At 57.0% G+C, this 15414-nt stretch carries 12 protein-coding genes; 10 read left to right on the top strand and 2 right to left on the bottom strand.

The features are described from left to right. The first annotated feature begins 30 nt into the window (after positions 1-30). On the top strand, positions 31-1485 hold the full coding sequence (locus tag C2U40_RS14295) for a sugar porter family MFS transporter (RefSeq protein WP_103829198.1): 1455 nt from the start codon (positions 31-33) through the stop codon (positions 1483-1485). Beyond that, positions 1482-2357 carry an aldose 1-epimerase gene (locus C2U40_RS14290; RefSeq protein WP_103829199.1) on the top strand — a complete coding sequence of 292 codons (876 nt, stop codon included), beginning with the start codon at positions 1482-1484 and terminating at the stop codon, positions 2355-2357. The genes C2U40_RS14295 and C2U40_RS14290 overlap by 4 nt, the downstream gene beginning before the upstream one ends. A gap of 415 nt (positions 2358-2772) precedes the next feature. On the opposite strand, the gene umuC is transcribed toward C2U40_RS14290, so the two are convergent. Beyond that, positions 2773-4032 (bottom strand): translesion error-prone DNA polymerase V subunit UmuC, encoded by a 1260-nt coding sequence (gene umuC, locus C2U40_RS14285; protein WP_103829200.1) that lies wholly within the window; start codon positions 4030-4032, stop codon positions 2773-2775. Continuing rightward, positions 4013-4456 (bottom strand): translesion error-prone DNA polymerase V autoproteolytic subunit, encoded by a 444-nt coding sequence (gene umuD, locus C2U40_RS14280; RefSeq protein WP_024941056.1) that lies wholly within the window; start codon positions 4454-4456, stop codon positions 4013-4015. The genes umuC and umuD overlap by 20 nt, the downstream gene beginning before the upstream one ends. A 115-nt stretch (positions 4457-4571) precedes the next feature. On the opposite strand from umuD, the gene C2U40_RS14275 reads away from it, so the two are divergent. The 8 genes from C2U40_RS14275 to C2U40_RS14240 all read left to right on the top strand — a co-directional run bounded on the left by C2U40_RS14275 (position 4572) and on the right by C2U40_RS14240 (position 15394). Then, positions 4572-4760, top strand: coding sequence for a DUF3283 family protein (locus C2U40_RS14275; RefSeq protein WP_021138010.1), 189 nt, complete (start codon positions 4572-4574; stop codon positions 4758-4760). 146 nt (positions 4761-4906) lie between these two features. Next, positions 4907-5353 carry a hypothetical protein gene (locus C2U40_RS14270; RefSeq protein WP_103829201.1) on the top strand — a complete coding sequence of 149 codons (447 nt, stop codon included), beginning with the start codon at positions 4907-4909 and terminating at the stop codon, positions 5351-5353. Positions 5354-5538: 185 nt separating this feature from the next. After that, positions 5539-7986 carry a type I restriction-modification system subunit M gene (locus C2U40_RS14265; protein WP_103829202.1) on the top strand — a complete coding sequence of 816 codons (2448 nt, stop codon included), beginning with the start codon at positions 5539-5541 and terminating at the stop codon, positions 7984-7986. Next, positions 7986-9263: a restriction endonuclease subunit S gene (locus C2U40_RS14260; protein ID WP_103829203.1), complete on the top strand. Its 1278-nt coding sequence runs from the start codon at positions 7986-7988 to the stop codon at positions 9261-9263. The genes C2U40_RS14265 and C2U40_RS14260 overlap by 1 nt, the downstream gene beginning before the upstream one ends. 497 nt (positions 9264-9760) lie before the next feature. Beyond that, positions 9761-10414, top strand: coding sequence for a type II toxin-antitoxin system toxin DNA ADP-ribosyl transferase DarT (gene darT, locus C2U40_RS14255; RefSeq protein ID WP_103828952.1), 654 nt, complete (start codon positions 9761-9763; stop codon positions 10412-10414). Continuing rightward, a complete protein-coding gene (darG, locus tag C2U40_RS14250; protein WP_233768777.1) occupies positions 10399-11475 on the top strand; it encodes a type II toxin-antitoxin system antitoxin DNA ADP-ribosyl glycohydrolase DarG in 1077 nt (358 codons plus the stop codon). Before darT ends, darG begins: the two co-directional genes overlap by 16 nt. A gap of 74 nt (positions 11476-11549) precedes the next feature. Continuing rightward, positions 11550-14681, top strand: a complete 3132-nt coding sequence (locus C2U40_RS14245; protein WP_103828954.1) for a type I restriction endonuclease subunit R — start codon at positions 11550-11552, stop codon at positions 14679-14681. After that, positions 14681-15394 carry a M48 family metallopeptidase gene (locus tag C2U40_RS14240; protein ID WP_103828955.1) on the top strand — a complete coding sequence of 238 codons (714 nt, stop codon included), beginning with the start codon at positions 14681-14683 and terminating at the stop codon, positions 15392-15394. The genes C2U40_RS14245 and C2U40_RS14240 overlap by 1 nt, the downstream gene beginning before the upstream one ends. Positions 15395-15414: the final 20 nt, after the last annotated feature.

Raw genomic sequence — 15414 nt, 5'->3', positions numbered from 1 at the left:
CTACAATCGACAAGATAATAAGGATGAGTCATGGAACACACTCAACATCGCTCGGATACGCACCGGCTCAACATGGGCTACGTCTGGATGATCTGCCTGGTAGCCGCCTGCGGTGGCCTGCTGTTTGGTTACGACTGGGTGGTCATCGGCGGGGCCAAGCCCTTTTATGAGGCCTATTTTTCCATCACCGATCCGGCCCAGTCCGGCTGGGCAATGAGCTCGGCGCTGGTGGGCTGTGTGCTGGGGGCCGCCATCTCCGGCTGGTCGGCGGATCGCTTCGGCCGCAAGAAGCCGCTGATCCTGGCCGCCATTCTGTTTACCATTTCGGCATGGGGTACGGCTGCGGCCAGCAACTTCGATCTGTTCGTTATCTATCGCATCGTGGGGGGGATCGGCATCGGTCTGGCCTCCGCCCTCTCTCCCATGTACATCGCCGAGATCAGTCCGGCCGACAAGCGGGGCAAGTTTGTTGCCATCAACCAGCTCACCATTGTCATCGGTGTGCTGGCGGCCCAGCTGGTCAACCTGATGATCGCCGATCCGGTCGCGAGCAACGCCACCCAGGCCGATATTCTGGCCACCTGGAACGGCCAGTCCGGCTGGCGCTGGATGTTCGGGGCCGAACTGGTGCCGGCGCTGGCGTTTCTGGTGCTGATGTTCTTCGTGCCGGAGTCACCGCGCTGGCTGGCCAAAGATGGCCAGTATGAGCAGGCAGCCCGCATGCTCGGCAAGATTGGTGGCGATGGCTATGCCAAGCAGACGCTGGCCGAGATCCGCCAGACGCTGGTGGGGGAGTCGGCGCACAAGGTATCGCTGGCGGAGCTGGGCAAGCCCTCGGTGCGCCCCATCCTCATCATCGGCATGGTGTTGGCGGTATTCCAGCAGTGGTGCGGCATCAACGTCATCTTCAACTACGCGCAGGAGATCTTTGCCTCCGCCGGGTTTGACATCAACAGCACCCTCAAATCCATTGTCGCCACCGGCCTTATCAACCTGCTGTTTACCCTGATTGCACTGCCCATGGTGGACAAGCTCGGCCGCCGCAAGCTGATGCTGATTGGCTCGGCCGGTCTCACCATCATCTACGGCATGATGGCGGCGGCCTATGCCAGCGGCGTGCTGGGCTTGCCGGTGCTGTTGCTGGTGCTGGCGGCCATCGCCATCTATGCCCTGACCCTGGCGCCGGTCACCTGGGTGCTGCTCTCCGAAATCTTTCCCAACCGGGTGCGTGGGCTGGCGATGTCGGCCGGAACCCTGGCGCTCTGGATCGCCTGCTTCGTGCTGACCTACACCTTCCCGCTGCTCAACGCCGGGCTGGGGGCCGCAGGCAGCTTCCTGCTCTACGGCATCATCTGTTTCGCCGGGCTCATCTTTATCTATCGCAAGGTGCCCGAGACCAAGGGGGTGACGCTGGAGGCGCTGGAAGCCCAGCTGGCCCAGGGCAAGGTGGAGTTGACGCCGACCAAGGCGAGCGCCTCGGCATGACGGTATACACATTGAGCAACCCGCATCTTAGGATGCGGGTTTCAACACAAGGGGCCTGTCTGCAGGGTCTTGAGGATGACAAAGGGCGCCCGTTGCTGCGCGATAGTGACCCCAGTACATCTTGTTATCCCGGCGAAAGCGCCCTCTTTCCTATGGTGCCGCTGGCCAACCGGGTGGCAGGCAATTGTTTTGAGTTGTGGGAGGAGGAGCATCGCTTGCCAGAAAGTCTGGTTGATCCCGACTTCTTCCTGCATGGCGATGGTTGGTTGCTGCCATGGCAGCGGGTGGCAGGCTCTGCCAGTTCGGTGACGCTGCAGCTCAACAGCCAATGCGGCCCTTTTCACTATCTGGCCGAGATTGACTATCGGCTACAGGGGGTGAGCCTGCTGGCACGCATCAGTCTGACCCATCTGGGGGAGGTGCCCTGTCTCTACGGCGCCGGTTTTCATCCCTTCTTCTGGCGCGACGAGCAGACAAAGATTCGCTTTCTAGCGAGCGGCGTCTGGCAGGAGGGGCCGGATCATCTGCCGACCGACTGGTCGAGCAGGCTGGCGCCCCACCTCGACTTTCGCCAGTGGCAGCGCCCGCAAGGGTGGCTCAACCACTGTTACGGTGGCTGGCATGGCACGGCCGAGCTGGTGCACCCCACCCGCCGGCAGCGGTTGAAGGTGGTCAGCGACGCTTCTTTCCTGATGCTCTATCAGCCGGATGAAGCGAGCGGTTTTGTTTGTCTTGAGCCCCAGAGCCACGCCGCCAATGCTCACCATATGGCCGGCCACCCCGGCCTGCGGCTGCTGCAGCGCGGTGACACCATGAGCATCGCCATGACCATCACCCTGATGCCAGCGTTGATAGATGGTTGCCAGGCGTAACGGGATTGGCGGCGAGATTGTGCGGATTGGGTGTTTGTTGAAAATAGAGGAATAAAAAAGGGCCACCTCTTGCGAGGTGGCCCTTTCCAAACGTTTGGGCTGGGGGATGTTGAACCTAATGACTAACTAATTGATCTTAAATTAAAATCGCCAATTCAGAAAATTAATGTATGCCTAACCGTATGCCTAACATCAGAACTTCTGCAATAACATAGTGTCATCTGGGCTGGAATGGTCATATGTGGTTAATTGGCCGTGGAGGAAATTTTAACTCTCACCTTTCTCAAAAGGTAACTGACTCTTGCGAAAGTTGGCGCTCTCTGTTGTATCAGTTCCTCGTTTGGAAAAAAATTTCCCGTCCAAAATTTACCTGTCCAGCGAGCTTTGAATAGACTGTTTCAACCTTCTGTGGCTTTTACCTCGCCAGCGGCAGGTCCTCCCAGCGGGTGGTGTAACAGGGGCTCAGGTGCTCTTGTCGCATCATCCACTCAGGCGACCCCGAGCCTTGGCTGGCAAAGCCTACGCGCCCCAATCCCTTGGCTTTGATCTGGTCCATCACTGCCATCAGCGCATCCGATTGAGCGGATGACGGGGCAAACAGATCGGCCTGTTGTTGCCCCTTGGGGGTGAACTCACTCAGCATGACGCCCCCCTTCTGATAACGGTAACCGTCGCGCCAAATCTGCGGTAGCAGCACGTTCACTTGCTGCAGCAGCAACCGGGTATCATCGCTAGGGCAGACCAGCCGGACGCCAGCCTGCTCACTGTAGTAAGGGGCTCGTTCATCAAAGGGGCTGGTTCGCACGAACAGGTGCACCCGCTGGCAACACATCCCCTCGGCCCGCAGCTTCTCGGCTGCGCGAGCCATAAAGCCTGACAACGCTTGGGCCATTTCTCCACGGTCAGTCACGCGCTCACCAAAGGAACGGCTCGAGAGGATCTGCTGCTTCGCCGCCGGTTCAACGGTCAGCTCTGCGCAAGGCAGGCCACGCAGCTCCTGTACGATCCGCTCGACTACCACGCCGTATTGGGCGCGTAACCCTTTGGCGTCGCTAGCCACCAGGTCAGCAACGGTATTGATACCTTGTGCCACCAACTTGGCCCCCAAGCGCCGTCCTATGCCCCACACCTCATCCACCGGGGTGATAGCCATCAGCCGGGCACGGCGCAGCTCGTCACGCAAGTCCACAACGCCGCCCGTGGCAGGCCACTTCTTGGCTGCATAATTGGCCAGCTTGGCGAGGGTTTTGGTGGGGCCGATCCCAACCCCTACCGTTAGGCCGGTCCATTGCCACACTCGCTGCCGGATCTGTTGTCCATAGGCTGTCAGGTCCCCGGCAAACGACTCCGACAGTGACAGGAATGCTTCATCGATGGAGTAGACCTCCAGCTCGGGGGCCATGGTCTCCAACGTGCTCATCACCCTGCCAGACATATCGCCATACAGCGCGTAGTTGGAGCTGAATGCCACACCGCCATGCGCCTCGAACTGCTCGCGGATCTTGAAGTAGGGCCCGGCCATCTTGATACCCATCGCCTTGGCTTCGGGGCTGCGCGACACCACGCATCCATCGTTGTTGGAGAGCACAACGATCGGGCGGCCACGCAGCTCAGGGCGAAACAGCCGCTCACAGCTGGCGTAGAAGTTGTTTACATCAACGAGCGCTATAGCCATCACGCTGCCTCAGATTGCCGATCACATGGGTGACCACTCCGAACAGCTCCAGGGAGAGGCTCATGCAAGGGTCGATAGGCGCGAACGCCGGATTGGCTGGCAGCAGCCGCAACCTCGGCTTGAGCTGCAAGGTCTTTACCGTGAAGCCGCCGTCAAGCAGTGCAATTACCACATCACCATGGCGCGGGGTCAGGCTCTTATCGACCACCAGCAAGTCACCGGGAAAGATGCCGACCCCGGTCATGCTCTCCCCCTCGGCACGCAGATAGAAGGTTGCTGCAGGGTGCGACACGCAGTGGGTGTTAAGGTCCAACTTCCCTTCCAGATAGTCGCTGGCTGGGCTGGGAAAGCCGCAAGAGGCGCGGTGTAAGAACAGCGGGATGGTCACCTCGGCGGGTGATGGGTCTGGGGTTAACAGCTTCATGGCAAAACACCTGTATTTATATACAGCCATTATAGCGCGCCACCTTTGAACCAGCGCAAGTCCCGCATGCCACTGATGGCGTACCATGGCGCCAACAAATAACAAAGAGATCAGTATGAGTCACAATCTGTGTGCCCTACCGAAAGAGCAGCAAGAACGGGTCGAGGTCGAGAAGGCTGCCGCATATGCCGTATGGAAAGAGCGCAACGGTCACTTGGCCAGCGCAGAAAGCGAAGCAAGCCAGCATAAGGGTGAGCTGGGCAGCTACTTTCTTGAGCAAGTGGGTAAATACAAACGAGGTTAATTATCTCAAGCTGGACTGAACGCGCCTCAGTGGACGTCTTGCCATCACGCATCCGCCTGAAAACACGACATGTTAAAAACCTCAGTATCGAAGCTGAGCGGCTGGCCCGGTATAGTCAATCGAGTTCACGTCAGAGGAGAGATGCAATGAGTCACCAACCCGGCTTTTGGCTAGCGACACGCCAGTGGTCGCTGGCCGCACTGCTGCTGAGCCTAACGCCGCAAGTCGTGTTTGCAGCCGACTGCACCTATCGAAAAGATGCATTGGGCCATACCCGCTATCAATGTGACGATGGCAAGCAGGGCACCTTACGTGAGGATGCGCTTGGCAACATCAAAGACTCGGGAACCGGAACGACCTGGCGTAAGGATGCGCCCGGCAATCTTAAGGGGAGCGATGGTACTACCTATCGGCAAGACGCGCTGGGCAATATTCGCGGCAGCAATGCCAAAACCGGTGAACGGGTGACATGGCGTGAAGATGCGCTTGGTCAGTTGCGTGCATCTGATGGCACCGTTTGTCGAACCAACGCGCTGGGGCAACTCAAATGCCGTGGCGAGAGCACACCGCCGGCCTTGCTGGAAGGCAAATGATGGCTTTTGCAGCAAACGATCTGCCTATCCGTCACTGATGTGATATCCACCATGGTTGCCACGGGGTCAAGTGGGTAAACTCGTTGGCAATCTCTGGCGTGCTCACCCGTATGGGTGCAAACAATCGCCTCTTTTCGTTTTCCATGCGCCCTTGGCGCAAACTGACTCTTATTGGAACCCTTTCCATGGCTATCAAGAAAAACGAACTCTACTCCTCCCTGTGGGCCAGTTGCGATGAACTGCGCGGCGGCATGGACGCCTCCCAGTACAAGGACTATGTGCTGACCCTGCTGTTTGTGAAGTACGTTTCCGACAAGGCCAAGGGCAACCCCTACGCCATGATTGAGGTGCCGCAAGGGGCCAGCTTTGACGACATGGTGGCGCTCAAGGGCGACAAGAATATCGGCGAGGCGATCAACCTCACCATCTCGGCGCTGGCCGAAGCCAATGATCTCAAAGGCGTGATCGACATCGCCGACTTCAACGATGAAGACAAGCTAGGCAAGGGCAAGGAGATGATCGACCGCCTGACCAAGCTGATCGGCATCTTCGAGGGGCTGGATCTCTCCGCCAACCGCACCGAGGGCGATGATCTGTTAGGCGATGCCTACGAATACCTGATGCGCCACTTCGCCACCGAATCGGGCAAGTCCAAGGGCCAGTTCTATACCCCGGCCGAGGTGTCGCGCATTCTGGCCAAGGTGATCGGCATCAGCCGCCAGACGCCGCAAGATGCCACCGTCTACGACCCTACCTGCGGCTCCGGCTCCTTGCTGCTCAAGGCCAGTGACGAGGCGGGACCCAAGGGGCTCACCATCTACGGTCAGGAGATGGATAACGCCACCAGCGCCTTGGCGCGCATGAACATGATCCTGCACGACAATCCGACCGCCAAGATCTGGAAGGGCAATACCCTGGCCGCGCCCCAGTGGAAGGAGGGCAACAACCAGCTCAAGTGCTTCGACTTTGCCGTGGCCAACCCGCCCTTTTCCAACAAGAACTGGACCAGCGGCCTGGATGCTGAGCACGATGAGTTTGGCCGCTTTGTCTGGGGCGTACCGCCGGAGAAAAATGGCGATTACGCCTTCTTGCTGCACATCATCAAGAGCCTCAACAGTCGCGGCAAGGGGGCGGTGATCCTGCCCCACGGCGTGCTGTTTCGTGGCAATGCCGAGGCGCGCATTCGCGAGAATCTGCTCAAACAAGGCTTTATCAAGGGCATTATCGGCCTGCCTGCCAACCTCTTCTACGGCACCGGCATTCCGGCCTGCATCATCGTCATCGACAAAGAGACGGCACACCAGCGCGCCATCCAGACCAGCGGCTACAGCAGCCAGAGCCTGTTTATGATCGATGCCAGCAAAGGCTTTATCAAAGATGGCAACAAGAACCGGCTGCGTGAGCAGGACATCCACAAGATCGTCGATACCTTTACCCGCGAGCAGCTTATCCCCCGTTACAGCCGCGCCGTGCCGCTCTCCGAGATCGCCGCCAACGACTACAACCTGAATATTCCGCGCTATATCGATGCCAGCGAGGCCGAAGATCTGCACGATCTGGCCGCCCACCTCAAAGGCGGCATTCCCCATCGCGATATCGACGCCCTGGGCGCTTACTGGCAGGTGTTTCCGACCCTGCGGGCCGATCTGTTTGCTCCGGCCCATGCCGGTTATAGCCATGGCTTGGTGGAGGCCGCCAAGGTCAAGGGCACCATACTGGCGCACCCCGAATTTGTCCGTTTTGCCACGGCGTCGCTTGAACCCTTCTCGCGCTGGTTTACCGAGTGCCATCTGGCCGAGATAACACCGGGCGAATCCCCAAAAGCCTTGATCGACGAGATCAGCGAATCGCTGCTCGCCGCTTATGCGCCGCTGCCACTGCTGGATAACTACGATATCTACCAGCTGCTGCTGGACTACTGGCACGCCGTGATGCAGGACGATGTCTATGTGCTCTCCCAGGATGGCTGGGCGGCGGGCAAGGTGCTGCGCGAGCTTAAAGTCGAGCGGGGCGAAAAGCTTAAAGAAACGCCGGATCTGGTGCTGGGCAAGAGCAAGTACAAGGCCGAGCTGCTGCCACCGGCGCTGCTGGTGGCCCGTTTCTTTAGCGATGAGCAGGCCGCCATCGACGCCCTGCAGGCCGCTGCGGATGAGGCAAGCCAATCCTTGGAAAGCTATCTGGAAGAGCAAGGGGGCGAGGAGGGGCTGCTGAGTGACGCGGCCAACGACGCGGGCAAGATCAACGCCGCCAGCCTGAAGGCGCGGCTAAAGCTGGCCAGCGATGCCGATGAAAAGTCGGCACTAAAAACCGCCATCAAGCTGTTCGAAGCCGAAAGTCAGGCTAAAAAGGCGGTAAAAGAAGCGCAAGAGGCGCTGGATCGGACGGTGGTTGCCCGTTACCCCAAGCTTACGGAGAGTGAGATCAAGCAACTGCTGGTGGAGGATAAGTGGCGCGCCAGCTTGCAAGCCGCCATCGAGGCGGAGATTGAGCGTATCACCCAGCAGCTGGCCAATCGTGTCAAAGAGTTGGAGGAGCGCTACCGCGCCACCCTGCTGCAACTGACCCAACAGGTAAGCACCCTGGAGGCCAAGGTGGCCGCCCATTTGAAGAGCATGGGGCTGGAGTGGGCATAATGGCAGAGCAGATGAAGCAAGAGGCAGCAGGCAAGACTATTCCGGCGGGCTACAAGCAGACCGAGGTGGGGGTTATTCCGGAGGATTGGGAGGTTGCTCCAATTGGTAGCGTGCTTTCAATTACTACTGGTGCGCGAAATACACAAGATAAAGTTGATGATGGTCGCTACCCGTTTTTTGTCCGTTCTCAGACTGTTGAACGGATCAATACATATTCGTTCGATGGTGAGGCGGTATTAACTGCCGGTGATGGTGTTGGCACAGGGAAAATATTCCATTACGTCAATGGTAAATTCGACTTTCATCAGCGTGTTTACCTTATGTATAACTTTGGTGAAAGGGTTTCTGGTTACTTTTTTTATTTATATTTTAGCAATAACTTTTTCGAAAGAATCATGTCTATGACGGCAAAGTCGTCTGTTGACTCAGTCCGTCGAGAAATGATTGCCGATATGAAAATGGTATTGCCATCCAAGGTCGAACAAACCGCCATTGCCAATGTGCTGTCGGATAGTGATGCGCTGATTGGTGCGCTGGAGCAGCTGATCGCCAAAAAGCAGGCCATCAAGAGCGCCACCATGCAGCAACTGCTGACTGGCCGCACCCGTCTGCCCACCTTCGCCCTGCACCCCGATGGTACCCCAAAAGGCTATAAACCCAGCGAACTGGGAGAAATCCCGGAGGATTGGGAGGTATCTGCTTTATCTGCAATATGTGATGTTAGGGATGGCACTCATGACTCTCCAAGATATAAGGACAATGGGATTCCTTTAGTAACATCTAAAAATATCGTTGGTGATGTTTTGGATTTAACAAATGTTTCCCTAATTTCACCGGAGGATGCGTTTGAAATAAACAAACGCTCAAAGGTGGATAAAGGGGACATCATAATGTCAATGATTGGAACAGTAGGAAGTGCGGTTTTATTGAATGATGAGCCTGATTTCTGCATAAAGAATGTAGCGTTATTCAAGCCCAAACGCGCGATTGGAGAATTTCTCGTTCAACTTATTCACTCTAAGCACTTTCAAGACTATCTAGAGGATTGTATGGATGGTGGAATTCAAAAGTTTGTTTCATTGGGGACATTGCGAAATATGGAAATCGTATTGCCATCAATAGAAGAACAAACTGCCATTGCCACTATTTTATCCGATATGGATAACGAGCTGCAGGCATTGACCCAGAAGCTGGAGAAGGCCCGCGCCTTGAAGCAAGGCATGATGCAGCAACTGCTGACCGGCAAAACCCGCCTGCCGCTGGCGGCGGGGGCATAGACGGGGGCATAAGTGCAGCCCAGCCAGATGACCGCCTCTGCCGCTGTCTCTTATACACCTCTCTGGTCGATTGGTGAGATAAATGCCGAAAAGCTTCGAACAGCTCCTCCCCCTGCAAAGGGGGAGGTTGGGAGGGGGTGGCTTTTGATGTTTCACAAGCTAAAAAGCAAACCCCACCCCAACCCTCCCCTTGAAAAAAGGGGAGGGAGCCTCAGCTTCCCTGGATATCTCATTAAAGGGATGGGAGTTGTGTATAAGAGTTAGCCTCTGCCGCGAGCCTGGCCACCGAGCCCACCCCGCAGCAGATTTGCTTGACCGTTGCGTGACTGGGGCGGTTGTTAATTGGCGCGATAGATGTTTATCTATCTGAAAAGAAAGAGATACTTTTATTGTGAGTTGCTTGATGGCGTGCACAGCGGCCACCCGCATACGAAAAGCGAGTGGGGTCATCGTTGGCGTGTTTATCAAGCGTTGGGTATCGCAGGAGCTAGCCACCCATGGCCTATGACTATAGCCAGAGCCTGAATCCGGAGAAGGCGCTGATATTCCGGATCGTGCATCGGGATAACCTGGAATGGATCCTGACCCATGGCCTGTGGGCGGGGAATGGTCTGCAGCAAAGCCCGCACTGGGTGCATATCGGGTTGCCGGAGCTGATTGCCAAGCGCGCGCGTCATCCGGTGCCGCTGGTGCCTTACGGCGTGTTGAATGACTATGTACCCTTCTACTTCACGCCGTTTTCTCCCATGCTCAGCAATATTCACTCAGGGCGAGGTGTTCCCCAGCGTGACAATGATGAAATCTTGATCCTGGTTTCCAGCCTGCATCGCATGGCTGAACTGGGGTTGCCGTTTGTGTTTACCGATAGCCATGCCTATTACCAGTGGGCCAATTTCTATGCCGACCTTGGCGATCTGGGGCGGATTGACTGGCCACTGTTGCAGCGCCGTGATTTCAAGCGTGATGCGGAAGATTTGAGCAAGCTGGAACGCTATCAGGCCGAGGCCTTGATCCATCAACATTGCCCCATCGAGGCGTTGCTGGGCGTGGTGTGTTACAACGAAGAGATAAAGAACAGCGTGGAACAGTGCATGAATCGGGTCGGGGTCGCGCGCCCCGTCTATGTCCGTGATGGGTGGTATTTCAGATGATTCGATATACAACAGGCAATCTGCTGGATGCTCCGGTTGAAGCGCTGGTGAATACCGTCAACACCGTCGGTGTCATGGGCAAGGGGATCGCCTTGATGTTCAAGGAGCGGTTCCCGGCCAATATGCGCGCCTATGCCGAGGCGTGCAAACAGGGTGATGTCGTCACCGGCAAGATGTTTATTACCCAGACGGGTGAGCTGCTGGGGCCGCGCTGGATCGTGAATTTTCCGACCAAACAGCACTGGCGCAATCCGGCACAGATGGCGTGGATCCAGGATGGTTTGCAGGATCTGCGGGCCTGGTTACAGGCGCAGCAGGTCTCTTCGATTGCCATTCCGCCGCTGGGGGCTGGCAACGGTGGTCTGCCTTGGCCAGAGGTCAAACAGGCGATTGAAACGGCACTGGGCGATCTGGATATCGATATCCTGCTCTATGAGCCCAGTAGCCAATACCAAAATGTGGCCAAGCGGGGCGGGGTGGCGGAGCTGACTCCGGCTCGGGCCCTGATTGCTGAACTGGTACGTCGCTACTGGTTTTTAGGGATGGAGTGCAGCTTGCTGGAGATCCAGAAACTAGCCTGGTTTCTGGCGCGGGTCATTGGCCGCAACCCGCTGGGGGATCCGTTGCAGTTGCAGTTTAAGGCCCATCGTTATGGCCCTTATGCCAACAATCTGACCCATCTGCTCAATGCGATGGACGGCAGTTATCTGCAGTCCGACAAGCGCATCCCGGATAGCAAGCCGTTTGATGTCATCTGGTTTAATGAGGCCAAAAAACAAGAGCTTGCCGTTTATCTCCATACCGAGGCCAAAGCATTTTTACCGATACTGGAGCAGACGACCGCGTTAATCGACGGTTTTGAGTCGCCCTATGGCATGGAGTTATTGGCCACGGTCGATTGGTTGATAGCCGAAGAGGGCTGTGCGCCGACGCTGAGCGCGCTGCGAGAGGGGTTGCATCGCTGGCCAGCGGGAACCCCGTGGGGTGAGCGCAAGGCGCGGCTGTTTGATGATCGTAGTCTGCAGATCGCCTTGACCCGTTTGCAGCAGGGATTGGTGTAACGAAGTGGGTGTAACAAATAAGAGCGGCTGCGCGGTTGTCGCGGCGGCTTGAGAGAATAACAGGGATAGAGAGCATGATTTCAGTCGGCCAACGGGAGCGGGCAACCCAGAACCGCGTCATCAAGTTATTTCAAGCGGAGCTGGGCTATCGCTATCTGGGGGATTGGCATACACGGGAGAACAACCGCAATGTCGAGCCGGAACTGCTGACCGCCTGGCTGGCGGGGCGTGGTGTGGACGCGGCGCTTATCCCCAAGGTGCTAAGGCAACTGGATCGGGCGGCAAGCCTGGGCGAAGGGCGCATCCTCTATGACGCCAACAAGGAGGTCTATCGCCTGCTGCGTTATGGCGTGAAGGAAAAAGTAGGGGCAGGCGAGCAAAACCAGACCGTCTGGCTTGTTGACTGGACTAATCCGCAGGCCAACGACTTTGCCATTGCCGAAGAGGTCACGGTCAAGGGCGAGCATAAGAAACGGCCGGATCTGGTGCTCTATGTCAACGGCATTGCCCTTGGCGTCATTGAACTCAAGCGATCTACCGTCTCTGTCTCCGAAGGTATCCACCAGAACCTGGATAACCAGAAGAAGGATTTTATCCGTAACTTCTTCACCACCATGCAGCTGGTGATGGCGGGCAACGACACCCAAGGGGTGCGCTACGGCACTATCGAAACCCACGAGAAATACTATCTGGAGTGGAAAGAGCCAGCCGATCCAATCCATTCCGACCATGTCGATCTGCCGAGTGCCAATCTGCTGGACCAGCATCTGGCACAGTTGTGCAGTAAGGCGCGCTTTCTGGAGCTGATCCACGACTTTATCGTGTTTGATGCGGGCACCAAGAAAACCTGCCGCCATAACCAGTATTTCGGCATCCGTGCCGCCAAGGCATATATCCGCCGCCGGGATGGCGGCATCATCTGGCACACCCAAGGCAGCGGCAAGAGCCTGACCATGGTCTGGCTGGCCAAGTGGATCCGCGAAAATGTGACCGACAGCCGGGTGCTCATCATCACCGACCGCACTGAACTCGATGAGCAGATTGAGAAGGTATTCAGCGGGGTGGAGGAGGAGATCCTGCGCACCAAAAGCGGTGCCGATCTGGTGACCCGTTTGCATGCCCATAATCCCTGGCTGATCTGCTCCCTAGTGCATAAGTTCGGTCGCACGCCAGAAGGCGAGTCGGATGACGAAGATGATGGCAGCTCGGATGACTTTATTGCCGATATGCGCCGCAGCTTGCCCTCGGACTTCAGCCCCAAGGGCCAGCTGTTTGTGTTTGTCGATGAGTGTCACCGCACCCAGTCTGGCAAGTTGCATGGGGCTATGAAGAGCCTGTTGCCGGAGGCTCTGTTTATCGGTTTTACCGGCACGCCGCTGATGAAGCAGGACAAAAAAAAGTCCATCGAGGTCTTTGGCCCCTACATTCACACCTACAAGTTCAACGAGGCGGTGAGTGACGGCGTGGTGCTGGATCTGCGCTACGAGGCGCGGGACATCGATCAGCGGGTCAAATCCCAGAAAAAAGTGGATGAGTGGTTCGATACCAAGACCAAGGATCTCTCGCGGCTGGGCAAGCAGCAGCTTAAACAGAAGTGGGCCTCAATGCAGAAGCTGCTCTCCAGTCGTTCGCGGCTGGAGCAGATAGTGGCCGATATTCTGCTCGACTTCGAGCGCAAGCCCCGGCTGGCCGATGGTCGTGGCAATGCCATGCTGGTCTGCGCCAGCGTCTATCAAGCCTGCAAAAGTTACGAGATGTTCAGCCAGGCCGGTTTTGCTGGCAAGTGCGCCATCGTCACCAGTTACCAACCCAATGCCAGCGAGATCAAGGGCGAGGAGACGGGCGAGGGGCTGACGGAGAAGCTGGCCAAGTACAACATCTATCGCAAGATGCTGGCCGACTATTTCGAGCAGCCGGAGGATGAGGCGGCTAAGCGGGTCGAAGAGTTTGAAAAACTGGTCAAGCAGCGTTTTATCAAAGAGCCGGGCCAGATGCGGCTGCTCATTGTCGTGGATAAGCTGCTGACCGGTTTTGATGCCCCCTCTGCCACCTACCTCTATATCGACAAGAAGATGGCTGATCACAACCTGTTCCAAGCCATCTGTCGGGTGAATCGGCTGGATGGTGACGACAAGGAGTACGGCTACATCATCGATTACAAAGACCTGTTCAAGTCGCTGGAGAAGACGGTCAACGACTATACGGCCGAGGCCTTCGCGGGTTATGACAAGGAGGATGTGGCCGGGCTGCTCAAGGATCGACTGGCCCAGGCCAAAGAGGATCTGGATAACGCTCTGGAAGCCGTCCGTGCCTTGTGTGAGCCGGTGAAGGCGCCCAAGTCGCAACTCGATTATCAGCATTATTTCTGTTGTGAGCCGGGAGCCGATGAAGAGACGTTGAGCGAGAAAGAGGCATTGCGGCTGACCCTCTATCAGTTGGTGGCCAAGTTGATCCGCGCCTTTACCAATCTGGCGGGTGAGCTGGAGGAGGCGGGTTACAGCGCCTCGCAGGCCGCCTCGATCAAGCAGGAGGTCGAACACTTCGCCAAGGTCCGGGATGAGATCAAGCTGGCCAGTGGTGATCTGGTGGATATGAAGCAGTTCGAGCCGGGCATGCGCCAGATGCTGGATCTGTGGGTGGATGCCGACCCCAGCGAGACGCTGATGGACTTTGAGGAGCTGGGGCTGCTGGAGCTCATTATCCAGCGCGGCCCCGAGGCGCTGGATGGGTTGCCCAAGGAGATGCGCGACAATCAGGAGTCGATGGCCGAGGCGATTGAAAACAACGTGCGCCGGACCATCGTCGATGAGAACCCGGTCAACCCCAAATACTACGAGAGGATGTCGGTGCTGCTCGATGAGCTGATCGATCTGCGCCGCCAGCAGGCCATCTCCTATCAGGAGTATCTGGAAAAGGTCCGCGAGCTGGCCAAGCAGGTGAAATATCCACAGAGCCATAGCCAGAGCGCCTACCCAGAGAGCATAGACACGGCAGCCAAACGGGCACTCTATGACAATCTGGGCAAGGATGAGCTGCTGGTGGCCAGAATTGATACCGCCGTGCGTTATACCAAGAAGGCCGATTGGTATGGCGATCGCTTCAAGGAGCGGGAGATCGCGTTTGCCATTGCCGAAGAAACCAAGGGATACGATGTGACCGTTGCCGAGGTGATGGAGCTGGTGAAAGCGCAGCAGGAGTACCACTGATGCCCCTGATCACCATTGGTGAGCTCACGCTGGAGTTGCAGCATAAGGGGATCAAGAACCTGCACATCAATGTGCTGCCCCCTGATGGTCGCGTGCGCGTCTCGGCCCCGGCGTCGCTGTCGGAGACGGCCATCAGAATGGCAGTGGTCAGACGCTTGCCCTGGATCCGCCAACAACAGGCCCACTTTCAGGCGCAGCCACGTCAGAGCGAGCGCCAGATGTGCAGTGGCGAGACGCACTACCTTTGGGGACGGGGCTATCGATTGGAGGTGATCCTGGTTGAGGGTGCGCACAGCGTCAAGCTACAAGGGGGGTGGATCCGGATGCGGGTTCCCGCTCATTATGACGCCGCGAAGCGAGAAGCCTTGCTACTGGGCTGGTATCGCCAATTGCTGCGCCAGCGGTTGCCGATATTGATTGCCAAGTGGCAGGCCTTGCTCAACGTCACCCCTTCGTTTGTCGGTATCAAACGGATGAAGACCATGTGGGGGAGCTGCAAAACGGATACGGCCCGCATCTGGATTAACCTCGAACTAGTCAAGAAGCCCCCTGAATGCCTGGAATTTATTGTGGTTCATGAACTGGTGCATCTGTTAGAACGCAAACATAACCAGCGATTTATCACACTGATGGATACCCATCTGCCCAACTGGCGCGAGCATCGCGAGAAGCTCAACAAGATGCCGCTGGCGTTTAACCGGTGGGGGTATTAGGGAAAAGTAGTTAGGTAAGT

Source organism: Aeromonas sp. ASNIH4, from assembly GCF_002934425.1.
Taxonomy (GTDB): domain Bacteria; phylum Pseudomonadota; class Gammaproteobacteria; order Enterobacterales; family Aeromonadaceae; genus Aeromonas; species Aeromonas hydrophila.
This window is presented reverse-complemented; position numbering and strand designations above follow the sequence as displayed.